Annotated in this window: 24 protein-coding genes and 1 pseudogene; 18 read left to right on the top strand and 7 right to left on the bottom strand. The window is 70.7% G+C overall.

Annotated elements, in window-relative coordinates:
* The first annotated feature begins 54 nt into the window (after positions 1–54).
* A complete protein-coding gene (locus tag CW359_RS23925) occupies positions 55–492 on the top strand; it encodes a DUF4442 domain-containing protein (RefSeq protein WP_105972156.1) in 438 nt (145 codons plus the stop codon).
* 126 nt (positions 493–618) lie between these two features.
* Here the strand turns inward: CW359_RS23925 and CW359_RS47400 are convergent, their stop codons facing one another.
* Positions 619–948 carry a hypothetical protein gene (locus tag CW359_RS47400; protein WP_157968624.1) on the bottom strand — a complete coding sequence of 110 codons (330 nt, stop codon included), beginning with the start codon at positions 946–948 and terminating at the stop codon, positions 619–621.
* Positions 949–1343: 395 nt separating this feature from the next.
* On the opposite strand from CW359_RS47400, the gene CW359_RS23920 reads away from it, so the two are divergent.
* The 3 genes and pseudogenes from CW359_RS23920 to CW359_RS23910 all read left to right on the top strand — a co-directional run bounded on the left by CW359_RS23920 (position 1344) and on the right by CW359_RS23910 (position 4732).
* Positions 1344–3287 (top strand): RICIN domain-containing protein, encoded by a 1944-nt coding sequence (locus CW359_RS23920; RefSeq protein ID WP_105972155.1) that lies wholly within the window; start codon positions 1344–1346, stop codon positions 3285–3287.
* 233 nt (positions 3288–3520) lie between these two features.
* A pseudogene (locus tag CW359_RS23915) lies at positions 3521–3694 on the top strand (IMP dehydrogenase); the annotation flags it as partial.
* Positions 3695–4084: 390 nt separating this feature from the next.
* Positions 4085–4732, top strand: a complete 648-nt coding sequence (locus tag CW359_RS23910; RefSeq protein ID WP_105972154.1) for a DedA family protein — start codon at positions 4085–4087, stop codon at positions 4730–4732.
* On the opposite strand, the gene CW359_RS23905 is transcribed toward CW359_RS23910, so the two are convergent.
* Complete coding sequence (locus CW359_RS23905; RefSeq protein ID WP_105972153.1) at positions 4729–5256, bottom strand: gamma carbonic anhydrase family protein; 528 nt, start codon at positions 5254–5256, stop codon at positions 4729–4731. The genes CW359_RS23910 and CW359_RS23905 overlap by 4 nt on opposite strands.
* A gap of 111 nt (positions 5257–5367) precedes the next feature.
* On the opposite strand from CW359_RS23905, the gene CW359_RS23900 reads away from it, so the two are divergent.
* Positions 5368–6129 (top strand): acyltransferase, encoded by a 762-nt coding sequence (locus CW359_RS23900; RefSeq protein WP_105972199.1) that lies wholly within the window; start codon positions 5368–5370, stop codon positions 6127–6129.
* Between the two features lie 87 nt (positions 6130–6216).
* On the opposite strand, the gene CW359_RS23895 is transcribed toward CW359_RS23900, so the two are convergent.
* On the bottom strand, positions 6217–7074 hold the full coding sequence (locus CW359_RS23895; RefSeq protein ID WP_105972152.1) for an EamA family transporter: 858 nt from the start codon (positions 7072–7074) through the stop codon (positions 6217–6219).
* Positions 7075–7176: 102 nt separating this feature from the next.
* Here CW359_RS23895 and CW359_RS23890 point away from each other — a divergent pair, with 102 nt between their 5' ends.
* Positions 7177–7749, top strand: a complete 573-nt coding sequence (locus CW359_RS23890) for a helix-turn-helix domain-containing protein (protein ID WP_105972151.1) — start codon at positions 7177–7179, stop codon at positions 7747–7749.
* Positions 7750–7792: 43 nt separating this feature from the next.
* Entirely contained in the window at positions 7793–8356 is a 564-nt protein-coding gene (locus CW359_RS23885) for a YbaK/EbsC family protein (RefSeq protein ID WP_105972150.1), read from the top strand.
* Between the two features lie 85 nt (positions 8357–8441).
* Here the strand turns inward: CW359_RS23885 and CW359_RS23880 are convergent, their stop codons facing one another.
* Positions 8442–9677: a 4-hydroxybenzoate 3-monooxygenase gene (locus tag CW359_RS23880; RefSeq protein WP_105972149.1), complete on the bottom strand. Its 1236-nt coding sequence runs from the start codon at positions 9675–9677 to the stop codon at positions 8442–8444.
* Between the two features lie 144 nt (positions 9678–9821).
* On the opposite strand from CW359_RS23880, the gene CW359_RS23875 reads away from it, so the two are divergent.
* Entirely contained in the window at positions 9822–11285 is a 1464-nt protein-coding gene (locus CW359_RS23875) for an alginate lyase family protein (RefSeq protein WP_105972148.1), read from the top strand.
* A 30-nt stretch (positions 11286–11315) separates the two neighbouring features.
* On the opposite strand, the gene CW359_RS23870 is transcribed toward CW359_RS23875, so the two are convergent.
* Complete coding sequence (locus tag CW359_RS23870) at positions 11316–11729, bottom strand: CoA-binding protein (protein ID WP_105972147.1); 414 nt, start codon at positions 11727–11729, stop codon at positions 11316–11318.
* Positions 11730–11860: 131 nt separating this feature from the next.
* On the opposite strand from CW359_RS23870, the gene mftR reads away from it, so the two are divergent.
* Positions 11861–12505 (top strand): mycofactocin system transcriptional regulator, encoded by a 645-nt coding sequence (gene mftR / locus CW359_RS23865; RefSeq protein WP_232838558.1) that lies wholly within the window; start codon positions 11861–11863, stop codon positions 12503–12505.
* Positions 12506–12646: 141 nt separating this feature from the next.
* On the opposite strand, the gene mftG is transcribed toward mftR, so the two are convergent.
* The gene (gene mftG, locus CW359_RS23860; protein ID WP_105972146.1) at positions 12647–14260 is read right to left on the bottom strand and encodes a mycofactocin dehydrogenase MftG; all 1614 of its coding nucleotides are present in this window, start codon (positions 14258–14260) and stop codon (positions 12647–12649) included.
* A gap of 43 nt (positions 14261–14303) precedes the next feature.
* Here mftG and mftA point away from each other — a divergent pair, with 43 nt between their 5' ends.
* The 9 genes from mftA (at position 14304) to CW359_RS23815 (ending at position 22006) form a co-directional block, all read left to right on the top strand.
* The gene (gene mftA, locus CW359_RS23855; RefSeq protein ID WP_105972145.1) at positions 14304–14441 is read left to right on the top strand and encodes a mycofactocin precursor MftA; all 138 of its coding nucleotides are present in this window, start codon (positions 14304–14306) and stop codon (positions 14439–14441) included.
* An 8-nt stretch (positions 14442–14449) separates the two neighbouring features.
* A complete protein-coding gene (mftB, locus tag CW359_RS23850) occupies positions 14450–14746 on the top strand; it encodes a mycofactocin biosynthesis chaperone MftB (RefSeq protein ID WP_232838557.1) in 297 nt (98 codons plus the stop codon).
* A gap of 20 nt (positions 14747–14766) precedes the next feature.
* Positions 14767–16023, top strand: a complete 1257-nt coding sequence (gene mftC, locus CW359_RS23845; RefSeq protein ID WP_105972144.1) for a mycofactocin radical SAM maturase — start codon at positions 14767–14769, stop codon at positions 16021–16023.
* On the top strand, positions 16016–17227 hold the full coding sequence (gene mftD, locus CW359_RS23840) for a pre-mycofactocin synthase MftD (protein WP_105972143.1): 1212 nt from the start codon (positions 16016–16018) through the stop codon (positions 17225–17227). The genes mftC and mftD overlap by 8 nt, the downstream gene beginning before the upstream one ends.
* A gap of 5 nt (positions 17228–17232) precedes the next feature.
* Positions 17233–17964 (top strand): mycofactocin biosynthesis peptidyl-dipeptidase MftE, encoded by a 732-nt coding sequence (gene mftE / locus CW359_RS23835; RefSeq protein ID WP_105972142.1) that lies wholly within the window; start codon positions 17233–17235, stop codon positions 17962–17964.
* The gene (gene mftF / locus CW359_RS23830) at positions 17961–19358 is read left to right on the top strand and encodes a mycofactocin biosynthesis glycosyltransferase MftF (RefSeq protein ID WP_105972141.1); all 1398 of its coding nucleotides are present in this window, start codon (positions 17961–17963) and stop codon (positions 19356–19358) included. Before mftE ends, mftF begins: the two co-directional genes overlap by 4 nt.
* Before the next feature lie 124 nt (positions 19359–19482).
* The gene (locus CW359_RS23825) at positions 19483–20664 is read left to right on the top strand and encodes an acyl-CoA dehydrogenase family protein (RefSeq protein WP_105972140.1); all 1182 of its coding nucleotides are present in this window, start codon (positions 19483–19485) and stop codon (positions 20662–20664) included.
* Positions 20665–20690: 26 nt separating this feature from the next.
* Positions 20691–21233: a flavin reductase family protein gene (locus CW359_RS23820; protein ID WP_105972139.1), complete on the top strand. Its 543-nt coding sequence runs from the start codon at positions 20691–20693 to the stop codon at positions 21231–21233.
* Between the two features lie 95 nt (positions 21234–21328).
* On the top strand, positions 21329–22006 hold the full coding sequence (locus tag CW359_RS23815) for a hypothetical protein (protein ID WP_232838556.1): 678 nt from the start codon (positions 21329–21331) through the stop codon (positions 22004–22006).
* 71 nt (positions 22007–22077) lie between these two features.
* On the opposite strand, the gene CW359_RS23810 is transcribed toward CW359_RS23815, so the two are convergent.
* Positions 22078–22638 carry a hypothetical protein gene (locus tag CW359_RS23810; protein WP_105972137.1) on the bottom strand — a complete coding sequence of 187 codons (561 nt, stop codon included), beginning with the start codon at positions 22636–22638 and terminating at the stop codon, positions 22078–22080.
* Positions 22639–22742: the final 104 nt, after the last annotated feature.

Raw genomic sequence — 22742 nt, 5'->3', positions numbered from 1 at the left:
TTCTGGCCAGAACGGGCTACTCGCGAGTAACATGCGGTCATGAGCGCAGACCAGATGTCGATAGGCGAACTTCTCACCGCCACGGTGCCGATGGTTCGTACGCTGAACCTCGAGTACCTGGAGACCACTCCGGAGAAGGCCGTCCTGGCTCTGCCGGACCAGGACGAGTACCGCAACCACGTCGGCGGACCGCACGCCGGGGCGATGTTCACGCTCGGTGAGTCGGCCAGCGGTGCGGTGGTGCTGGCGGCCTTCGGTGACCAGCTCTCCCGTGCGGTACCGCTGCCCGTCACCGCGGAGATCGCCTTCAAGAAGATCGCCCTCGGCCCCGTACGGGCCACCGCGACCCTCGGCCGCCCCGCCGCCGAGGTCGTCGCCGAACTCGACGAGGGCAAGCGCCCCGAGTTCCCGGTGCGGGTCGCCATCCAGCGTGAGGACGGCGCCGTGACCGGCGAAATGACCGTCATCTGGACCCTCCGCCCCAACAGTTGAGGGCGAGTCTCCGACGGGACGGCTGATCAGGGGGGCGGGGGCGGGGACGGGGCGAGGAGGCTCGGGGCGGGCTTGGTCGGGTGGAGTACCGCGCGGCGTCCGGTTCTGTGATGTTCCGGCTGTGAGTCAGGGCCTGTCGCCGGCGTGACGAGGGCGCTGCCGCCCGGCGCCCTGCCCGGCACCCGGAACCGTGGGCTGCCACCCCGCCCGCGCACCTCCGCCGGTGGGCGACTCCTCGCCGCTCCTCAGTCCAGTGGTCAACTCCTTGAGCCAGGGCGCGAATTCGGAGCCCAGGCGTACGGCGTCGCCCTTCGCGGGCGGCGCCTGTTCCGGTTTCGCGGCTTTGTCGAAGTTGTCCTCGATGGCCTGTCTGTGCCGTCCCGTGGGTCGGTCCCGGGTCCGGTGGCGTGTCGTACACCCCCTCCCGGACCGGAAGTTGAAGATTGTGTGTGCCATTCGGGTGCTCATGCACACAACTTGGCTTCCGTCGGGGCTGGATTTCGAATGTCGGTGCGGATACCGCTGGTAACACATCTGAATTCTCTTCGTTTTGAACTTTGGTCATCCGAACTGCTTGTTTACTGTGAGACGTGTGTGCGAGTGTGGGCCAACTCGCGCGGGGGCAAGAGGTCAGACCCCCTTTTCCCCCGCTCGGGATTCCGTGCCGGTCGACCCGAAGTCCCACAGGTGACGAGTCGTAGGTACGCACCAATCAGGCACCTGCTTTCCGGTGGATGTGCAATTCGCTCGCGCCGTCCTGCGGCTTGGAAGGAATTGGTTCTGTGCAATCCCCTCACCCACCGCGCCCGCCCTACCCCCCACGTCCTGGCACCGGTCCGGGGGAATCCGACATGAACCTCGCCGCGCAACTGCGCGGCCGGGTGGAGGGCGAGAGCGCGTACGCCGTCGCGCTGCTGCTGACACGGCACTGGCAGTCGACGTACGACTACGCGGCCATCTGTCTCGCGGCCGAGGGGGACCTCGCCGCCATGGCGGCCACGTCCGCCTTTCACCGGGTGCTCGGGCGGCTTGAGCGCAACGAGTCGAGTCAGGCCCTGCGGCCCCAACTCCTCGTGGCAGTAAGGGAAACGGTCCGTGAGTGGTCCGCCGAGGACGGAATTTCGGTGCTGCTTCCGGAACTCCGCAAACCCACCGGAGCGCGCGGTCTACGCGCGGCGAGGGCCCGCACATCGGAAAAGCGGCAACTGACCGAGGGCTCATTCCGCGTCCTGCCGAGAGCCGCCCAGTGCCTCCTCTGGCACACCGAGGTCGAGGCCGAGCCCATTTCCGTACCGGCCGGTCTGTTGGGCGTGGACGCCGCCAGCGCTTCGGCGGCGCTGGAGCAGGCGCGCGAGCAATTCCGTACCGCCCTTGTGCACGCGCATCGCGAACTCGCGCCGAGCAAGGAATGCCGCTTCCACAACCGTCTCCTCGACGTCCCGATCCGCCGTGGCGGCGCCCTGCTGCCCGATGTCGAGCAGCATCTGCTGACGTGCCGTCACTGCCGGTACGCCGCCGAGCAACTCAGCCACTTCGAGGGCGAACTCGGCACGCTGCTGGCCGAGTCGATGCTCGGCTGGGGAGCCCGGCGCTATCTCGAATCCCGCCCGGGGCGCGGCGGTCCGGGCGCCTTCCCCCGCAAGCCGACCGGTCGCGGCGGCCGTCCCGGCAGCGGTGGCCGGCACCGCCTGATGGCCCATCTCCCGCTGTCCGAAGAGCGGTTCGGCCTGCCGAAGCGGCGCACGCGGGCCGTCGCCGTCGGGGTCGGCGCCATGTCCTTCGCGCTGCTCGCGACCGTGGTCACCGCCCGTGGCTGGTCCGACCCGAGCACCATGCCGACGGCCACCTGGGGCACGGCGAGCGGCTACTCGGCCGACCCGGACACCGCCACACCGGAGGCCGACGGCCAGAGCCGGGACTCCCGGCCGCCGTCCCCCGACACCCCCGCCGCCTCGGCCGCCGCCTACCCCGGCACGGCCGAACGCGGCAGACTGCGCAACCTCGCCACCGGCCTGTGCCTGGACATCCAGGGCGGCCGGGCCGTGGCCGGCGCGGACACCCGGCTCGCCGGGTGCACGTCCGCCGTCACCCAGCAGTGGGCCTACGAGTACGACGGCCTCCTGCGCAGCCTCGCCAACCCCGGCCTGTGCCTCGACTCGCACGCCGCCGACGGGGACGTCGCCCTCTCCGCCTGTGTCGCGGCCGGCGCGGCGGGCGCCGACGAGGTCCGCTACGACCTCACCGTCCAGGGCGAACTCCTGCCCCGCTGGCGCGAGGAACTGGTCGTCGCGCCCGTCTCGCTCCGGGCCGGCGCGGACGTCGTCGTCAGGACGCGGTCCGGGGCGGTGGGGGAGACCTGGACGCTCGCCTCCGAACCGGTCACCTCCGACGACTCCACCACCGGCAAGGGCGACCCGGACGCGAAGGGCACCCAGCCCGGCGGGTCCGGCCAGTCCGGCGAGCCCGGGCAGAGCGAGAAGGGGCAGCCGGGGCCGAACTCCGGTGCCGGTGAGGGCGGTTCGGGATCCGGTGGGTCCTCCGTGCCCACTCCCTCTCCCACGCCGTCCCCGACCTCCTCGCCCGAGGACACGTCCGACGGGCAGTTCGAGACGCGCTACGTCGTCGTCGACGACTGCTGCGACGAGCCCGCGCCCGGGCCCGCCCCGGCCACGGCGCCCCAGCCGCCCCAGCCGCCGCAGCCGCTGGACGCGGTCCAGCCGGTCGTCGCGTCGGTGCTGGGGGCGGTCGGCTCGATCGCGGGAGCTGTCGGCTCGCTGCTCCGCCCGGGTGGCTGACACGAGTCATTGACTGCGTGGTCGGGGACTGTGGTCGGGCCTCCCTCGGCAAGAGGGGGGCACCGGGGCGCGGCGTGCGCCTGGGGGCTCTGGCACACCCCTGAACGCCGCTCCCCGGCACAGCCCGGCCTGCCACTCGGCGTGCGACCCGGGAAGAGTCGTGGACATGATCGAGAGGCAGGAACCGGTGCGGACCGGTGCCGCGTCCGACCGACACAGCTGGGAGAAGTGTTGTGCGAGCAACGCTGATCTACGGCGCCGGGGACGTACGCGTGGAGGATGTCCCCGATCCGGGGATCCAGCACCCCACGGACGCCGTCGTACGTGTCGTGCGTTCCTGTGTGTGCGGCAGTGATCTGTGGCCGTACGCGTCGATGCCCGTCTCCGTGGAGGGGCGGCGGATGGGGCTCCGGGCTCCCGGCGCGGAGTTCGTCGACGAGCCCGACGAGGCGGCCACCCTGTTCGACGCCCCGCGCGGCTCCCCGCACGCTCACCTGTGACGGCGCGCGCCCGAGGTACGGCTCGGGACGGACCGGGCCGGTGCCCGTCTCGTCCTCCTGGGCGACGCACCCGGACCACCGGCCCCCGACACCGCCGTACGCGTCATCTGGACCGCCGACCACCTCGACGCCTCCAGCCGAGCCTCGTGCTCGCCGCCCGGAGACGCCGTCCCGGTGTCGGTGTGACCCGGTAGGCTTCCCGGCGGGCTCCCGGCCACGGGCGTCACCGGGGACGCGGTAGAGCGCGGAAGAACGCAGACGTACCGGGCGTACGGCGAAATCGGAAGGAAACCGGCGTTGCACGTGCAGGAATGGCTGGAGACGATCCCGGCGGTCAGTATCTACGCGCTGGTGGGGCTGGTCATCGGGCTGGAGAGTCTGGGCATTCCGCTGCCGGGCGAGATCATCCTGGTCTCCGCCGCGCTGCTCGCCTCCCAGCACGGCGAGATCGACCCCTTCGTCCTCGGTGCGTGTGCAAGCGCCGGTGCGATCATCGGTGACTCGATCGGTTACGCGATCGGGCGCAAGGGCGGGCGGCCGTTGCTGGCCTGGCTCGGCGGGAAGTTCCCGAGGCACTTCGGGGAGGGGCACATCGCGACGGCCGAGCGGTCGTTCGAGAAGTGGGGGATGTGGGCCGTCTTCTTCGGGCGGTTCGTCGCCCTGCTGCGGATCTTCGCGGGGCCGTTGGCCGGTGTGCTGCGGATGCCCTACTGGAAGTTCCTGATCGCCAACGTGCTGGGCGGCATCGTCTGGGCAGGTGGGACCACCGCCGTCATCTACTACCTCGGGATCGTCGCCGAGTCGTGGTTGAAGCGGTTCTCCTGGCTGGGGTTGGTGTTGGCGGTGTTGTTCGGGGTCACGTCCATGCTGGTGCTCAAGCGCAAGGCGAAGAAGGCCCAGGGGGCTGTCGCGCGGGATGTGGAGCGGGACGTCGAAGTGGTCTAGCCGTGGGCTTCCTTGTGGGCCTTGGCCAGTTCCGCGTACATCGTGCCGTTCAGAGAGATGCCCTCCCGCTCCTCCGCCGTCAACTCACGCCGGACCTTCGCCGGTACGCCCGCCACCAGCACCCCCGGCGGGACCCGCATTCCCTGCGGTACCAAGGCCTGGGCCGCGACCAGTGAACCCGCGCCGATCACCGCGCCGTTGAGGACCGTCGCGCCCATCCCGATCAGGGTGTCGTCCTCGACCGTCGCGCCGTGGACGACCGCGTTGTGACCCACGGAGACGCGTGCGCCGATCGTGACCGGGAAACCGGGGTCGGCGTGCAGGGTGCAGTTGTCCTGGATGTTGCTCTCGGCGCCGACCGAGATCCGCTCGACGTCGCCGCGCAGCACCGCGCCGTACCAGACGCTCGCGCCCGCCTCCAGGGCCACGTCCCCGATCACCGAGGACGTCGGCGCCACGAACGCCCCCTCGTCCACCTTCGGTTCCCTGCCGCCGATGCCGGTGATCAACGCCTTGTGCGTCATCTCGCCTCCTGCTCCTCGAATGGTCAGACAGACCGTACGCCACGCCTGTTGGGGTGAAGATCACAGGTCCCGCGCATGCTGGCCCCGCCCGGCCGTGAGTACGGTGTCCGGGTGCCCAAGCCCAAGAACACGTTCTCGTCATGGCGGCGTCGGCTCGCCCAGCGCGCGGTGCACGCGGGCTGGGCCTGGGTGCAGCGCACGGGTTCCGTCACCGCCGAGAACCCCGGGCGGCTGAACTTCCGGGCGATGGGCGCGGGCACGCGGCTCGCCTTCCCGCTGGGCACGGTCTTCGGTGAGCCCTGGATCGAGCTGGGGTCGCACTGCATCGTCGGGGAACAGGTGACCCTGACGGCGGGTCTGATGCCCGACCTCGACATGGGTCCGGACGCGATACTCCGCATCGGCGACGGAGTCGTCCTCGGCCGTGGCAGCCACGTCATCGCCGACACGACGGTCACCATCGGCAGCGACTGCTACTTCGGACCGTATGTCTATGTGACGTCCACCAATCATTCGTACGACGATCCGCATGAGCCCATCGGCAAGCAGTGGCCGCGTATGGAGCCCGTCGAGATCGGTCCGGGCTGCTGGATCGGCACCGGCGCGGTGATTCTGCCGGGGGCGCGGATCGGGCGGAACGTGGTGGTGGCGGCCGGTGCGGTGGTGCGTGGGGCTGTGCCGGATCACTCCGTGGTGGCGGGGGCTCCGGCCAAGGTCGTACGCAGGTGGACGGCGGACGGTGGCTGGCGGCCACCGTTGCGTACGCCGGCGCCTGTGCCGATTCCTGATGGGATCACTCCGGAGCAGTTGCGGGCGTTGGCGGAGTTGGATGCGGGGGTCGCGGCGCGGCTGGCGGAGTTGGATGCCGAGTAGTGCGGGGTGGTGTCGGTTCGGTGGCTGGCTGCGGGTTCGGTGGGGGTTGGGCGCGCAGTTCCCCGCGCCTCTGACGGGGCGCTCCACTCAGCCCGTTGCCAGTAGCAGTGTGCCCACCAGGGCCAGGCCCGCGCCCGCCGCCTGTACCGCGCGTAGGCGTTCGCTCAGGAAGCCGCGTGCTGCCAGGGCTGTGACCACCGGGTAGAGGGATGCCAGTACGGCGGCCACTGTGACCGGGCCGTGCTGGGCCGCCACCGAGTAGGTGCCGTTCGCGGCTACGTCCGCGAGGCCCACGAAGGCCAGTGCCGGGAGGGTCTGCCAGGGGAAGCCGCCCGGCGGGAGGGCCGTGCCGCCTCGGCGGACCGAGACGTACAGGGCAGTGCCGCCGACGGCGACGTTCGTCACGCGCTGGACGAAGAGTGCGAGGAACAGGCCGGTGACGGTGGTCGACGCCTCCGCGATCAGGGCGAACACCGTGCCGAAGCCGAACGCCGCGAGCAGGCTGAGCAGGATCGCCTGGCGCTGCACGGGCGCCCCCCTGAGCTGCGGTCCGCCCGCGAGGACGACGCCGACGACGGCGACCGCGATCCCCGCGAACTGGAGCAGCCCGGGACGCTCGCCGAGGAAGAGGCCGACGCTGATGGGGACGGCGACGCCGAGGGAGCCGAGCGGGGAGACGACCCCCATCGGGCCCAGGGCGAGCGCCTTGTAGAAGGAGAGCAGCGCCACCGGTCCCGCGAGGCCCGCGGCGACCGCGAACCAGAGGCGGGGGCCCGCCTCGGTCCAGCCGCCGGTCAGCACCACGATCACGCCGAGGACGACCGCCGCGATCGACTGCGAGACCACGACCACCGTCAACGCCGACATGCGCCGGGTCAGCAGACCGCCGCCGAAGTCGGCCAGTCCCCAGAGCAGGCTGGTGGCCAGGGCGAAGAATGCGGTCATGGAGACGCCTCGCAGTACAGTGGATTGAACGATTCGGTGCACCACACCGTAGTCCAGTGAAGTGAACTCTGTCATTCATAATTTTGCACTCAGGGTGGAACGGTGTCGGACCTCGATCTGCTGACCCAGTCGCTGGCGCGCAGTGTGAAGCGCTGGCGTGCCGAGCGCGGCTTCACCCTGGAGGCGCTCGCCGCCCGGGCCGGAGTCAGCCGCGGGATGCTCATCCAGATCGAGCAGGCCCGCACCAACCCCAGCCTCGGCACGGTCGTGAAGATCGGTGACGCGCTCGGCGTCAGCATCACCACCCTGCTCGACCACGAACAGGGCCCCAAGGTCCGTGTCGTCTCCGCCGAGCAGGCCGTCCGGCTGTGGCACACCGATGCCGGCAGCTACAACCGGCTCCTCGCGGGCACCGAGGCGCCGGGTCCGCTGGAGCTGTGGGACTGGCGGCTCATGCCCGGCGACAGCAGTCCGTCCGATCCGCACCCGGCGGGTACGTTCGAGATCCTGCATGTGACGGCGGGTGAACTGACCCTCACGGTCGACGGGGTCGAACACCGTGTCCCGGCGGGCGCGAGCGCCACCTTCGAGGCCAACGTCCCCCATGTGTACGGGAACGACGGCACCGAACCGCTGGAGATGATGATGTCGGTGTCGGTCCCGCCGGTGAGCTGAGCCGCCCGGCCGGGGGACCGGCGAGGGCTGTTAGCGTGCCGTCATGCGCGCACCCATCGGAGACTTCGACACCGCGACCCCGGCCCCCGAGTGCCTCGGTGAACTCGTCGGCCCGGTCGCCGACGCCGTACGCCGGTGGACCGGCTCCACCCCCGCCGAGCAGATCGTGTACGTCGACACCGACCCGGCGTGGGCCGACACCGCCGTCTTCGTGGAGCACTACGGGCGGGAGCTGCTCGATCAGTCGGCGAACTGCGTGGTCGTGGCCGGCAAGCGCGGCGGCGAGACCACCCTCGCCGCGTGTCTCGTCCTCTCCTCCGCCCGGGTCGATGTGAACGGCGTGGTGCGCCGCCAACTCGGCGCCCGCAAGGCCTCGTTCGCGCCGATGGACACGGCCGTCGGGGAGAGCGGGATGGAGTACGGGGGCATCACGCCCATCGGACTCCCGCAATCCTGGCCCCTGTTGGTCGACTCGGCCGTCGTCGACCTGCCCTGGGTGCTGGTCGGCAGCGGCCGTCGGCGCGGCAAACTGCTGGTGCCCGGGAAGGCGTTCGCCGAGCTGCCGGGTGCGGTGGTGGTGGAGGGGCTGGGGTTGGGCATCGGCTGACGGCTGGCTTCGGCAGTCGCTTCTGGCAGTTGGCTCTGACGGTCGCCTCTGGTCGTCGTTTCTGACGGCCGCTTGTGGGTCCAGGTCAGTGGTCGGCGTCGCGGCCGATGTACACCTCGGCGAACGCCGCTGCGGCGGCCGGGGAGTCGAGGACGCGGCGGAGGCGGGCCAGGGTCGTGCCCGAGCGGAACGGGTCGCCCGACGACGCCCCGTGGTAGATGTCCGACAGCCACAGGGAGAACTCCTGGTACTGCCAGACGCGCCGCAGACACGCCTTCGAGTAGCCGTTCAGGGCGTCGGGGTCGCCCTTCGTGAGGTACTCGACGAGTCCGTCGCCGAGCAGGAAGGCGTCGTGCAGGGCGAGGTTCATGCCCTTGGCGGCGATGGGCGCGGTGAGATGGGCCGCGTCGCCCGCCAGGAACAGCCGCCCGAACTGCATCGGCTCCACGACGTAGTTGTGCATGTCGAGGACGCGCTTCTCGATCAGACGCCCCTCGTTGAGCGGGGGCGCCCCCAACGCGCCGAGCCGTTCGTGGAGTTCGGCCCAGACGCGGTCGTCCGGCCAGTTCGCCGGGTCGTCGCCGGGCGGGCATTCGAGGTAGTAGCGGGTGACCTCGGGGCCACGGGCCATGTGACCGGCGAAGCCACGCGGATGGATGCCGAACATCACGCAGTCGTTGGACGGCGGCGCCTCGGCGAGCAGGGCCAGCCAGCCGATGCCGTAGTCGTGCCGCGCGACCCGGGCGTGCGCCGCCGGGATCGCCGTACGGGTCACCCCGCGTGCCCCGTCGCATCCGGCGATGAACTCGCCCTGCACGTACTCCCGTTGGCCTGTCTCGGCCGAGATGTACGACACCGCGGGGCGGTCCGTGTCCAGGTCGTGCACGAGGACGTCCCGGACGTTGAAGCGGATGTCGCCGCCGCGCACGTCGGCGTACTCGCGCACCAGGTCCGTCACCAACAGGGGCTGGGGGTAGGCGAAGTGGCGGTGGCCCGACAGTTCGGCGTACTCGAAGCGGTGGCGTCGGCCGTCGAACCGGAACTCGCACCGCGTGTGCGTACCGGCCCGCTCCAGCAAGGTGTCGGCCAGCCCCCGCTGGTGGAGCGCGTGCACCGCCCACTCCTCGATGAACCCGGCCCGGGGGTGCTGCTCGATGAACTCCCGGCTCTCCGTCTCCAGCACCACGCAGTCGACACCGGCGGCCCGCAGGATGTTCCCGACGGTGAGCCCGGCGGGGCCTGCGCCCACGATCACGACCGGAAGGCGTTGCGCGGAGGGGGTGTTGGGCGTGGCGTCGGGGAGCGGTGAGGCGAAGGTCACGCTCACATTATGTCGACTGCCGTGCCTGGTTGGGTAACCGCACTTTTCGTTATCGGCGGTCCTGGGGCGCGTCTCCTCTCCGTACGCACCGCACCCCCCGATTCAAGGACCGCAGCTTTGAACACAAGGATCAGTCGTCGCGGCATGCTGAAGTTCACCGGTGCGACGGCGGGCGCCGTCGCCATCGGTACGACCCTCGCCGCCCCGCAGGCCACGGCGGCCGGCGCGAGTCTCGTACACCCGGGCATGCTGCACACCCGGACGGATCTGGACCGGATGGCGAAGAAGGTGCGGGCCGGGGCGGCGCCGTACACCGCGGGCTTCGCCCGGCTGACCGCCAACTCCCATGCGCAGAGCGGCTGGACGGCCAACCCGCAGGCCGTCGTCTACCGGGGCAGCGGCTCACCGCAGAACTACCGGACCCTCTACAACGACATCCACGCGGCCTACCAGAACGCCCTGCGCTGGCACGTCACCGGCGAGAGCGCGTACGGCGACACCGCCGTCGCGATCCTCAACGCCTGGTCGGCGACGCTCACTTCACTGCAGGGCTCCGCCGACCGGTTCCTCGCGGCGGGCCTGTACGGCTACCAGTTCGCCAACGCGGCCGAACTCGTCCGTGACCACGCCGACTTCGACCTCGCCCGCTTCCAGAAGATGATGCTGGACGTCTTCCACCCGCTCAGCGAGGACTTCCTGGCCAACCACAACGGCGCCGTCATCAGCAACTACTGGGCCAACTGGGACCTCACGGCAATCGCCTGTGTCCTGGCCGTCGGCATCCTCTGCGACGACCGCGCCAAGATCGACCGGGCCGTCGAGTACTTCAAGAACGGCGCGGGCATGGGCTCGGTCAGGAACGCCGTCCCCGTCGTGTACGACGACCAGGGGCTCGAACTCGGCGAATGGATCGAGGCGGGCCGCGACCAGGGGCACGCGTTGCTCGGCGTCGGACTGATGGGCACGGTCTGCGAGATGGCCTGGAACCAGGGCATCGACCTGTACGGCTACGACGACAGCCGCTTCCTCAAGGGCGCCCAGTACGTGGCGAAGTGGAGCATGGGCGGCGAGGTGCCGTACACGGCCAACACCCGCAAGAAGGGCGCGATCAACGGCTGGTCGGGCAGCGAGACCGCGTCGGCTGCCGCTGCGGTGGACCCGGCGATGACCCGCCCGATCTGGGCCATGATCGCCAACCACTACACCAAGCGGCGTGGGCTGTCCGCGACCTACCTGACCCGGATCGCCGCCCAGGCTTCGCCCGAGGGCGGCGGTGGCGACTACGGGCCCAACAGCGGCGGGTACGACCAACTGGGGTTCGGGACGCTGGCGTTCAGTCGGGAGAAGGGGAGTGGGAGTGGCGTCAGTCCTGGTCCGGACGCGACTTCTGACGCGCCTGCTGACTCCGCTCCTGACGTGACTCCTGGTGTGTCTTCTGAAGCGAGTCCTGCTGCGGGTGCGCGTCCGGTCGGGGGTGCCACTCCTCAAGGTGGCAAGGGTGACGATCTCGCCGCTACCGGTACGACCGACGTCGTCGCCTGGACCGCGGCGACCGGTGTCACCGCGCTCGCGGGCGGGCTTCTGCTGCTGCGTCGGCGGGGGCGGTGATCTCCGTACCGGTGCCGCCGGGATCACGCGTCAGCCGAGGCGCGGGATCTCGATGGCCGGGCAGCGGTCCATGACCATGTCGAGTCCGGCGGCGCGGGTGCGCTCGTACGCCTTCTCGTCGATGACGCCGAGCTGGAACCAGACGGCCTTGGCGCCGATCGCGGCGGCCTCGTCGGCGACCTGACCGGCCTGGTCGCTGTTCACGAAGACATCGACGACGTCGACGTGGATGTCCGAGGGGATGTCGGCGAGCGAGGCGTAGCCCTGTTCGCCGTGGACCGTCTCGGCCTTCGGGTGGACGGGGATGATCCGCTTGCCGTAGCGCTGGAGCACCGCGGCCACGCCGTACGCGGCCCGCCGCTCGTTCGACGACAGGCCCACGATGGCCCAGGTGTCGCCGAGCTGGGTCAGGATCTTGCCGATCGTCGCTGGGTCGCCGTACACGCCCGGCCTCCTTGGTACGCACTCGTTGTCGTCGTCCTCGTACACGTACTCGTACTCGTGCGAGAACTGCTGTGCGGGACAACAGCGGACGGCGTGCGGTGATTCCGCCCGCCCGATGCATGATGTGCGGTGTGGTTGCTGACACGGGACGGCGGGAGAGCGTGGCGGGCGGAGACGCCCGGGTCGGGGTGAGCCGTACGGGGCGGCCCCGGGTGACCTCACGGGCCGCGCTCGAACGCCTGGGCTTCGAACTGTTCGCCCGGCAGGGTTTCGACGCGACGACGGTCGACGACATCGCCGCCGCCGCCGGGATCGGCCGGCGTACCTTCTTCCGCTACTTCGCCTCCAAGAACGACCTCGTGTGGGGCGACTTCGAGGAGCAGCTGCTGAGGCTTGAGGATCTGCTGGCGGCGACCGATCCTGGCGTACCGATGATGGACGCGTTGCGGGGGGTCGTGGTCGAGTTCAACCGGTTCGACCCGGCGGTGGTGCCGTGGCATCGGGAGCGGATGACGCTCATTCTGCGGGTGCCTACGCTGCAGGCGGACTCGACGGTGCGGTACACGACGTGGCGGGAGCATGTCACTGCGTTCGCGGCGCGGCGGATGGGGGTGCCGGTGTCCGACCTGTTGCCCCGGCTGCTGGGGCATGCGGCGTTGGCCGCGTGTATCGCTGCGTACGAGCACTGGTTGGGTGACGAGGGCGCGGATCTGGGTGTGTTGTTGGATCGGGCTGTGGGGCAGCTTGCGGTGGGGTTCGAGGGGTTCGAGGGGTGAAGTGAGCTTCGGCGGTTCGTTGGCCGCGGGTCGGTGGGGGCTGGTCGCGCAGTTCCCCGCGCCCCTGAAAGGCGGGGCTGCGCCCCTGCCTTTCGGCCGGCCCCGCCGTCCGTAGTCGACGGACCGCCTGACCAGCGCGGTTCATCCCATCGCTTGGGCGATGATCTCCGCGATCAGGACCGCCGTCGCCGCCGGGCCCCGTAGTGGGGGCGTGGGGAGGATCGAGGTGTCCGCTACTCGTAGGGCGTCTATGCCGTGCACCTTCCCGTAGGGGTCGACCGCCGGGCCCATCGGGATCGTGGCGCAGGTGTGGTGGGAGGTGCCCAGGTGGGTGTGGATCCAGGTGTCCAGTGAGCGGTCGTCGTGCAGGACCTCGGGGCCCGGGTCCACGAGGCCGTCGGACAGCGTCTTGAAGGCGGGGGTGGCGAGCAGTGCTGCCGTCGTGCGGACCGCCTCCCGCATCCGGCGTCTGTCCTCGGGGGTTCGTAGGTAGTTGTAGTCGAGCCTCGGAGGTACGGCGGGGTCGGGGGAGCAGGTGCGCATGCGGCCCCCCAGGACCGGTGACTGTACGGACACCAGGAACGCGAGGGGGGCGAGCGGTTCGTCGGGGAGGTTCGGCGTTCCGTCGGTCAGTGCGCGCAGGGGGGCGAGCGACTGCAGGATCTCCAGGTCGCCGTCCGGGTGGGTGCCGTCCGACGACGGCAGGTGCAGGGCGCCGCCGAGCCAGGAGTCGGCCGGCGGTTCGGGGTGGGGGAGCGGGGGGCGGGGAGTCCACTCCAGTGCGATCTGGGGGTGATCGCCGAAGCTGACCCCGACGGCCGGGGCGTCCCGGACTACGGGGATGCCCAGGCGGGCCAGTTCGTCGCGCGGGCCGATGCCCGAGAGGTGCAGCAGTTGGGGGGAGCGCAACGCCCCCGCGCACAGGACGACTTCGCCGCACCGCAGGATCTCGCGGTGCCCATCGCGCCCATCGCGCCCATCGATCCGGGGGTGCCCGTCGCGTTCGGCTCGTTCGACGATCACGCCCGTCGCGCGGCCGTGCTCGATGACGATCCGCTGGACTGTACTGCCGCCCCGCACCGTCAAGTTGGGGCGGTCGAGCACCGGCAGCAGGTAACTGATCCCGGTGTTGAGGCGTACTCCGTCCACCGCGTTGGACGGGACCGGGCCGAAACCCGGTGGCTGCTGGGCGTTCTTGTCGGGTTCCGACGGGAAGCCCAGTTGGAGGGCCGCTGCCCGGAACGCGTCGGCCGCCGGGTGTCGCAGGTCCGTACGGCGGATCCGGACCGGTCCTTCCGATCCGTGCAACTCGTCTGCGCCCAGGTCGAGATCGGTCTCCAGCGCCCGCAGGAACGGCAGTGCGCCCTCGTACGACCAGGCCGTACCGCCCGCCGCCGACCACCGGTCGAAGTCCTCGCGTCGGGCCCGGACGAAGTAGCCGCCGTTGACGGTGGTCGAGCCGCCGAGGAAGCGGCCTCGGACGACCGTGTACGGCCGGTCCGGTGTGAGGTGCGCCGGGTAGCGCTGGACCGCCGGATGGCCGGGCCGGGCGCCGGGGACGAGGCGGGCGTCCAGCAACTCCGCCGGGAACGCCGAGAGTTGCTGCGGAACTGGTCCCGACTCCAGTACCAGCACCGTGCGATCGGGGTCCTCGGACAGCCGGGCCGCGAGTGCCGCTCCGCTGCCGCCGGCCCCTATCACGATGACATCGGGGTGCGCCGGTACGGGCTCTTCACTTTCGGCACTTGGTGCCATTAGTCTCCAGGGGTCCGATGGGAGCGTCGTCAAGGAGAGTCGCATGAGCCAGCTTCACGCCACCTCGCCCGTCCCGGCCACCGAGATCCAGGACGAGGAGAACACGGACGAACAGTCGCTGATCGAGGCGGACGACCTGATCGAAGAGGTCTCCATCGACGGCATGTGCGGCGTCTACTAGGCCCCGCCATGACCACGACGGACTCCGCGACGATCGCCATGGACCTCGACCGTGCCTGGGACCTGCATCCACAGGTCTCCGTGCGCCCGGAACCCTTCGGCGCGCTGCTCTACCACTTCGGGACCCGCAAGCTCTCGTTCCTCAAGGACCGGCGTCTGCTGGCCGTCGTACAGGCCCTCGCGGACGCGCCCACGGCCCGCGCCGCCTGTCTGGGCGCGGGCCTCGGCGAGGACGAACTCCCGCGCTACGGGCGTGCGTTGGCCGTTCTCGTCCAGTCGTCGATGGTCGTCGGAAGGACCCCATGACTGCCCCTGTGACTGCTCCCATGACCGCGCCCGCGCCACCGCCGCTCGTCGACCTGTTCGAGCGCGGGCTCGACGCGCCGATCTGCCTCACCTGGGAGCTGACCTACGCCTGCAACCTGGCCTGCTCCCACTGCCTGTCCAGTTCCGGCCGACGTGACCCGCGCGAGCTGAGCACGGCCGAGGCCAAGGCCGTCATCGACGAACTGGAGGCCATGCAGGTCTTCTACGTCAACATCGGCGGCGGCGAGCCCACCGTCCGCGCCGACTTCTGGGAACTCCTGGACTACGCCACCGCCCACCACGTGGGCGTCAAGTTCTCCACCAACGGCGTCCGCATCACCCCCGACGCCGCCGCCCGCCTCGCCCGCAACGACTACGTGGACGTCCAGATCTCCCTCGACGGCGCCACCGCCGACGTCAACGACGCGGTGCGCGGGGCCGGTTCGTACGCGACGGCCCTGCGGGCGCTGGAGAACCTCGCCGCCGCCGGAATGCGCAACTTCAAGATCTCCGTGGTCTGCACCCGGCACAACATCCCCCAACTGGACGCCTTCAAGGCTCTCGCCGACCGCTACGGCGCCCAACTGCGCCTGACCCGGCTGCGGCCCTCCGGGCGCGGCGCCGACGTATGGGACGAGCTGCATCCGACGGCCGCGCAGCAACGCGAGCTGTACGACTGGCTGTTGGCCAACGGTGAGAACGTGCTCACCGGGGACTCCTTCTTCCATCTCTCCGCCTACGGCCAGGCGTTGCCCGGTCTCAACCTGTGCGGTGCCGGACGCGTCGTCTGCCTGATCGACCCGGTCGGCGACGTGTACGCCTGCCCGTTCGCCATCCACGACGAGTTCCTCGCGGGCAACGTCCGTACGGCGGACGGCTTTTCGGGGGTCTGGCGTGACTCCGAGCTGTTCCGGCGGCTGCGGACCCCGCAGCACGGCGGGGCCTGCGCCTCCTGCGCCTTCTACGACACCTGCAAGGGCGGCTGCATGGCGGCCAAGTTCTTCACCGGGCTGCCGCTCGACGGGCCCGATCCCGAGTGTGTGCAGGGGTACGGCGAGGAGTTGCTGGCCCGGCGGGATGACGGGACCCGGGTGCCCAAGCCGTCCGGGGACCACTCGCGCGGGACCGGCAGCAGGAAGAGGACGACGGTGGATCTCGTCCTCACCCGCCGGGAAGCCGTCACGTCACCGGCCAGGCCGCCGGTGAGTGAATGTGCCGAACACCCGTTGGCCGGGCTGGACTTGACGACCGTAGGAAAGGACACGGCCCATGCCTAGGAACCCCTGGTTCGAGACGGTCGCCGAGGCGCAGCGCCGGGCCAAGAAGCGGCTGCCGCGTTCGGTCTACGGCGCGCTCGTCGCCGGGTCCGAGCGTGGGCGCACGATCGACGCCAACCTCGCTGCCTTCGGCGAACTCGGCCTCGCCCCAAGGGTCGTGGGGCATCACGCCGAGCGCGATCTGTCGACGACCGTGCTGGGCGTACCCACCGCGCTGCCCGTGCTCATCTCGCCGACGGGGGTGCAGGCCGTCCATCCGGAGGGCGAGGTCGCCGTCGCCCGGGCCGCCGCGAGCCGGGGTGTCGTCATGAGCCTCAGTTCGTTCGCCAGCAAGCCGGTGGAGGAGGTCGCCGAGGCCCAGCCGGACCTGTTCTTCCAGCTGTACTGGAGCGGCAGCCGCGACACGATGGTCCAGCGCATGGACCGGGCCCGGGCGGCCGGTGCCAAGGCGCTCATCGTCACCCTGGACTGGTCGTTCTCGCACGGCCGCGACTGGGGGAGCCCGTCGATCCCGGAGCGGCTCGATCTCCGTACCGCGCTGCGGTTCGCCCCCGATGTGCTGCCCCGGCCCGGCTGGCTCTGGCAGTACGCCCGCTCCGGCCGCCTCCCCGACCTCAGCGTGCCCAACCTGCGTGCCCCCGGCGGCGGTTCGCCCACCTTCTTCGGCGCCTACGGCGAGTGGATGCAGACGACGCCGCCGACCTGGGACGACGTCAAGTGGCTGCGTGCCGAGTGGGGCGGCCCCTTCCTGCTCAAGGGCGTGACCAGGGTCGACGACGCCAGACGCGCGGTCGACGCCGGGGTGACCGCCCTGTCCGTGTCCAACCACGGCGGCAACAACCTGGACACCACCCCGGCCACCATCCGCGTACTCCCCTCGGTCGCGGCGGCGGTCGGCGACCAGGTCGAAGTCCTCCTGGACGGCGGCATCCGGCGCGGCAGCGACGTCGCGAAGGCCCTCGCCCTCGGCGCCCGGGCCGTCCTGATCGGCCGCGCCTATCTGTGGGGCCTGGCGGCCAACGGCCAGGCGGGCGTGGAGAATGTGCTGGACATCCTGCGCGGCGGCCTCGACTCGGCGGTACTGGGCCTCGGTCACTCCTCCGTCCACGAGCTGTCGCCCGAGGACCTGGTGATCCCGCCCGGTTTTCCGCTGACGCTGGGCGCCGGTGAAGCACCGGCGGCCCCGCCCGCCCAAGTCGGCTGAGGACGGTGGCGCACGTCCTGGCGGACGCCGTCTGGCCCGCCGTACCGTCCTCCGGCGCACTGGTCCTCGTCCCGGTGGGATCCACCGAGCAGCACGGGCCCCATCTGCCGCTGGACACGGACACGTTCGTCGCGCGTGCCGTCGTGGAGCGCACGGCGGAGGTGCTGCCCGAGGCATGGGTGGCGCCGCCGATCGCCTACGGCGCGAGCGGCGAGCACGCGCACTTCCCGGGCACGGTCTCGATCGGGCACGAGGCGTTGCGCGCGGTGGTCGTGGAGCTGACGCGCTCCCTCGCCCTGTGGGCGGGCCGCGTGGTGTTCGTCAACGGCCACGGCGGCAACACGGCGACCCTCGACACGGCCCTCGCCCAACTCCGCGCCGAGGGCCACACCGTGGCGTGGACCGCCTGCGAAACCCCCAACGGCGACGCCCACGCCGGCCGCACGGAGACGTCCCTGATGCTGCACCTGGACCCGGACCGCGTACGCCTGGACGCGGCCGTCGCGGGCAACACCCGCCCGCTGGCCGCCCTTTTGCCCGCCCTGATGGCCGACGGAGTCCGCGCGGTCTCGCCCTCCGGCGTCCTCGGCGACCCGACCGGGGCCTCGGCCGAGGAGGGGGGCAGGACGCTGGACGCGATGGTGGCGGCCACGCTTCGACGGATCGGCGGGTGGGCGATCGACGGGCGGGGGCGGCTTGTCGATCCGGGGCGGCAGTCGGGGGAGGCGCGCCGATGACCCTCCCCGTCGGCGCGGGTGTCGTCGTCGCGTTCGATCGGCACACCCGGGTCGTCGACGGAGGGCGTGCCCTCGTCGGCGGGTTCCCGACGCGGCTGCTGCGGCTGACCCCACGCGCCCGCAAGCTCCTCGTCGGCCGGACCGTCCCCGTGCGGGACCGGGCGAGTGCGCTGCTCGCCGAGCGGCTCGTCGACCGCGGCCTCGCCCATCCCGTCGTCGGATCGCTGCCCGCGCCGCCCGATCCCCGGTACACCGTCGTGATCCCGGTCCGCGACCGGCCCCGTCAACTCGACAGGCTGCTCAGCAGCATCGGGGCCGGCCCGCCCGTGATCGTCGTCGACGACGCCTCCCACCGCCCCGCGCCCGTCGCCGCCGTCGCCGCCCGCCACGGGGCCCGGCTGGTCGCCCTCCGCGCCAACGCCGGACCCGGCGGTGCGCGCAACGCCGGACTGCGCCTCGTCACGACGCCGTACGTCGTCTTCGCCGACTCCGACATCGTGCTCGACCCCGATACGGTGCCCACCCTGCTCCGGCACTTCACCGATCCGCGGGTCGCCATGGCCGTACCCCGCGTCACCGGGCTGACCGGCGCCACCACCACCTGGATCGAGCGGTACGAGAACACCCGCTCCTCGCTCGACCTCGGCGCCCATCCGGCCCCGGTACGCCCCGGTACCTCCGTCTCCTGGGCGCCAACTGCCTGTGCGGTGGCCCGAGTCGACGCCCTGCGGGACGTCGGCGGGTTCGACGGGAGCATGCGGGTCGGCGAGGACGTGGACCTGTGCTGGCGGCTCGTCGCGGCGGGGGCGAGCGTGCGGTACGAGCCTGCCGTCCGCGCCTCGCACGAGCACCGGGCGCGGCTCGGGGACTGGTTCCTGCGCAAGGCCGTGTACGGGAGCGGGGCGCATCCCCTCGCCCTACGGCACCCGGCGCACATCGCGCCCGCCGTGTTCGCCCCCTGGAGCGCGGCGTTCGCCGTCACGCTGCTCGTCCAGCGGTGTTGGGCGGTGCCCGTCGCGGGAGCCGTCCTCGCAGGCGTCGTACTGCGCATCGGGCGCAAGTTCGACGGCACCCGGCATCCGTACCGGCTTGCCGTGCCGCTCGTCGGCAACGGCGCTCTCGCCACCCTCGCCCAGACCTCCGCGCTGCTCACCCGGCACTGGTGGCCGCTCACCGCCGTCGGGTGCCTGGTGTCCCGGCGGATGCGGCGGGCCACCGCGGTCGCCGCTTTGGCCGACATCGCACTTGAGTATCGGGGCGGGGACGGCTCACTGGACCCGTTCCGGTACGGCGTCGCCCGTCGGCTCGACGACCTCGCGTACGGCGCCGGTGTGTGGTTCTCCGCGCTCAAGGGCCGTTCCACCGCCGCGCTGCGGCCTCGCGTCACCCGCTGAACCGGCCCTGTCCCGGTCACCGGAAAGCGCTCAGCGGGCCCCGGACCACGTCACGACACTGAGGACATCCCGCCGCCGGGACGCGCGGCGCATGCGATGGATCAGTCACCAGGAGGTGTGCGGCGTGACGCATGAAGTGGTCGGTCGTGTCGAGGAGCTGGGTTCCGAACTGGCCGCACTCGCCGACGAGAACGAGTCACTCGGCAAACTGAGCGACCGGACCGTCGAGTTGCTCAAGTCGGCCGGGGTGATCCGGTTGCTGCAGCCCAAGGAGTACGGCGGATTCGGCGCCCACCCAAGGGACTTCGCGGAAGCGGTGATGGAGGTCGCCCGGCACGACGGCGCCGCCGGCTGGGTGTGCGGGGTCGTCGGGGTGCACCCCTGGGAGCTGGCCCAGCTGGACCCCAGGCTCGCCCACGAGGTGTGGGACGAGAACCCCGACACCTGGATCGCCTCCCCCTACATGCCCAACGGCATCGCCGAACCCGTGGAAGGCGGCTATGTCCTCAGCGGACGCTGGCCGTTCTCCTCGGGCAGCGACCACTGCCAGTGGGACTTCCTCGGCGCGCTCCTCGGCGACGGCAAGGGCAAACCCGCAGGACCCATCACCGTCCTCCATGTCGTGCTGCCTCGCTCCGACTACGAGATCATCGACGGCACCTGGGACGTCGTAGGACTGGCGGGCACCGGCAGCAAGGACGTCGTCGTCGACAAGGCGTTCATCCCCGCCTACCGAGCCATCCGGCAGGAAGCGGTCCAGGAGGGCACCGCCGCCGAGGCGATCGGGCTCACCGACACCCTGTACAAACTGCCGTTCAGCTCGATGTTCCCGCTCGGCATCACCGCCGCCGTCATCGGCATCTGCGAGGGCGCCCTCGCGGTGCACCTCGCCCAGCAGCGCGACCGGGTCGCCGTGACCGGCGTCCAGGTGCGCGACGACCCGTACGTCCTCTACGCCGCCGGTGAGGCCGCCGCCGAGATCGCCGCCTCCCGGGTCCAACTGATCGACGGCATCAGCCGGTTGTACGACCAGGTCGAGGCCGGCAAGCCGATCAGCATCGAGGACCGGGCCGACGTACGACGCAACCAGGTGCGCTGCGCCTGGCGGGCCGTCGCCGCGCTGGACGAGATCTTCGCCCGGTCCGGCGGCAACGCGATCCGGCGGGGCAATCCGATGCAGCGGTTCTGGCGGGACGCGCACGTCGGGCTCCAGCACATGATCCATGTGCCCGGATCGGCGTACCACGCGAACGCGCTGGCCCAGATGGGACTCGAACTGCCCGAGCCGATGCGCATTCTCATCTGATGCGCCTTCTTTTCTGAGGAGACCGGATGAGCGACAGCTCCGGCCGCCCGGCGGACTCGATCGACGGACGTCAATTCCGTGACGTCCTGGGAAACTTCCCCACGAGCGTGGTCGCGATCACCACCACGGACGCCGAACAGCGCCCGTACGGAATGGTGGTCGGGACTTTCACCTCCGTTTCCCTGGACCCACCGCTGGTGTCCTTCCTCGTCGACCGTTCCTCGTCGACCCTGCCGACGATCCGCACCGCCGGCCGTTTCTGCGCCAACACCCTCGCGGGCAACCAGGAACGCCTGTCACGGCAGTTGGCGGGCGCGGCGGCGCGGCGGTTCGAGGGAACCGAGTGGAGCGCCTCCGCACTGGGAAACCCCGTGCTCGACGGGGTCGTCGCGTGGGTCGACTGCACGGTGGAGCAGTTCGTCGAGATCGGCGATCACTGGCTGGTCGTGGGACGGGTCCGCGACCTCCGCGTCGAATCCCTGAAAACCCCGTTGCTTTTCTTCCGGGGCGGATACGGCGACTATCTCGCGAGCGCGACGCTCGTGCTGGACAGACTGGTCGGCTGGTAACGAATGCCAACGAGCTCAAAGGGGAGCCGTAGATGAAGAAGGACCTGCACATAAGACTGCAGAGAATTTCGGCGTGGTGTGGCGTCATCCTCTTCGTGGGATTTATCGTCGCGTTCGCGGTGGGCCATCTCACGCCGCCGATGAGCCCGACCGAGAGCCCCGACGACGTGGTCGCCTTTCTCAAGGACAACCGCACGGGAATTCTCACCTGTGTCGCCCTGATGGTGCTGCTCGTCCCGTTCGAGTATCCGTACGTCGTCGTGACGAGCATGCAGTTGCGCCGGGTCGAGGGCGGCTGGGGCCTGCTCTCGATGATCCAGCTCACCACGGGAGTGGTGGCCCCGATCGGCTTCTTCTTCCCGCTCGCCATCCTCGCCGCCGCGGCCTACCGCCCCGAGGCCCATTCGGTCGACGTCCTGACCGCGATGGTCGACACCTTCTGGCTCATGTTCGTGGGCAACGCCTGCATCTTCGTCCTCCAGGTCTGGTCGATCGGCTACGCGGCCTTTATCGACCACACCAGGGAGAAGCCGCTCTTCCCCCGCTGGTACGGCTGGCTGAGCATCGTGCTGGGAGTCACCCTCATCCCGGGCGCCTTCGTCTTCCTCAACCAGGACGGCCCCCTGGCCTGGAACGGCCTGCTCGCGAACATCGTCCCGTCGATCGCGTACGCCCTGTGGAAGATCGCCACACCGTACGTACTGCTGAAGGCGATCACGGACGAGGAGAAGGAACTGGCGAGCAAACCGGCGAACGAACCGGTGACCGTGTAGGAAGCCGGTCACAGAAGTGACTTCGTGGCCCCGCGACGACGGTCGTGGGGCCACCGGCGCGACCGGGTACGTCAGTCGAGGTGCCAGATGTCGAAGGGCAGTGTGCTGCCGTATTTGAGCAGCCTGCTGTCGGGGCTTGTGAGGGCGGTGTAGGTCTGGTCGACGAACTGCCGCAGTCCGGGACGGACCGTCGTGCGGAAGGCCCAGAGGAAGTCGATCACGTGGTCGGGTCGGTGTTCGAGGAACTCGTATTCGTCCAGCGGACCGCAGAGTCGCTGTTTGAAGACCTCGCCCGTGCGGGGATCGTCGATCTCGGCGATCCACATGTTGCCCTGGAAGATCAGCATCGCGTCGACGTACTCGATCAGCGCCAGAATGTTCTGCCCGCTCAGGGGCTTCCCGTTGCGGGCGAGAACCGAGTGGTAGAAGTACGGGAAAAGATGCGGGACGTCCCGCTTCTTCGTGGGGTCGCGGTCCCCGTCGGCCCAGTAGGACGACACCGGCGCGGAGGGCGACGTGGCCTCACCGAGCCCGGCTCGGGGTGAGGGCGCGGCCGGCGGGCTCGGCTTGGGGCGGCCGTAGAGCTTCACGTACAGGTCGGTGCCGTTGTCTCCGGGTTTGCGGGAAGCCATGGACTCGGCCGCTCCTCACAGGTGCACGGGGTCGATGAGGGAGAGTATGAAGGCGATTGCACGGTTCTGAACGGGAGTTGGCGATTTCCGTCGCCCGGTGGTGG

The organism is Streptomyces geranii, assembly GCF_002954775.1.
In the GTDB taxonomy this organism is placed as follows: Bacteria; Actinomycetota; Actinomycetes; order Streptomycetales; family Streptomycetaceae; genus Streptomyces; species Streptomyces geranii.
This window is presented reverse-complemented; position numbering and strand designations above follow the sequence as displayed.

Excerpts from the sequence above, each read along its gene's own strand:
- mftC (WP_105972144.1), top strand. The coding sequence starts at position 14,767 with ATGACCGCGCCCGCGCCACCGCCGCTCGTCGACCTGTTCGAGCGCGGG.
- CW359_RS23820 (WP_105972139.1), top strand. The coding sequence starts at position 20,691 with ATGAGCGACAGCTCCGGCCGCCCGGCGGACTCGATCGACGGACGTCAA.
- mftF (WP_105972141.1), top strand. The coding sequence starts at position 17,961 with ATGACCCTCCCCGTCGGCGCGGGTGTCGTCGTCGCGTTCGATCGGCAC.
- CW359_RS23905 (WP_105972153.1), bottom strand. The coding sequence starts at position 5,256 with ATGACGCACAAGGCGTTGATCACCGGCATCGGCGGCAGGGAACCGAAG.
- mftD (WP_105972143.1), top strand. The coding sequence starts at position 16,016 with ATGCCTAGGAACCCCTGGTTCGAGACGGTCGCCGAGGCGCAGCGCCGG.
- CW359_RS23895 (WP_105972152.1), bottom strand. The coding sequence starts at position 7,074 with ATGACCGCATTCTTCGCCCTGGCCACCAGCCTGCTCTGGGGACTGGCC.
- CW359_RS23925 (WP_105972156.1), top strand. The coding sequence starts at position 55 with ATGTCGATAGGCGAACTTCTCACCGCCACGGTGCCGATGGTTCGTACG.
- mftG (WP_105972146.1), bottom strand. The coding sequence starts at position 14,260 with ATGGCACCAAGTGCCGAAAGTGAAGAGCCCGTACCGGCGCACCCCGAT.
- CW359_RS23810 (WP_105972137.1), bottom strand. The coding sequence starts at position 22,638 with ATGGCTTCCCGCAAACCCGGAGACAACGGCACCGACCTGTACGTGAAG.
- CW359_RS23920 (WP_105972155.1), top strand. The coding sequence starts at position 1,344 with ATGAACCTCGCCGCGCAACTGCGCGGCCGGGTGGAGGGCGAGAGCGCG.
- CW359_RS47400 (WP_157968624.1), bottom strand. The coding sequence starts at position 948 with ATGGCACACACAATCTTCAACTTCCGGTCCGGGAGGGGGTGTACGACA.
- CW359_RS23885 (WP_105972150.1), top strand. The coding sequence starts at position 7,793 with ATGCGCGCACCCATCGGAGACTTCGACACCGCGACCCCGGCCCCCGAG.
- mftA (WP_105972145.1), top strand. The coding sequence starts at position 14,304 with ATGAGCCAGCTTCACGCCACCTCGCCCGTCCCGGCCACCGAGATCCAG.
- CW359_RS23875 (WP_105972148.1), top strand. The coding sequence starts at position 9,822 with ATGCTGAAGTTCACCGGTGCGACGGCGGGCGCCGTCGCCATCGGTACG.
- mftB (WP_232838557.1), top strand. The coding sequence starts at position 14,450 with ATGACCACGACGGACTCCGCGACGATCGCCATGGACCTCGACCGTGCC.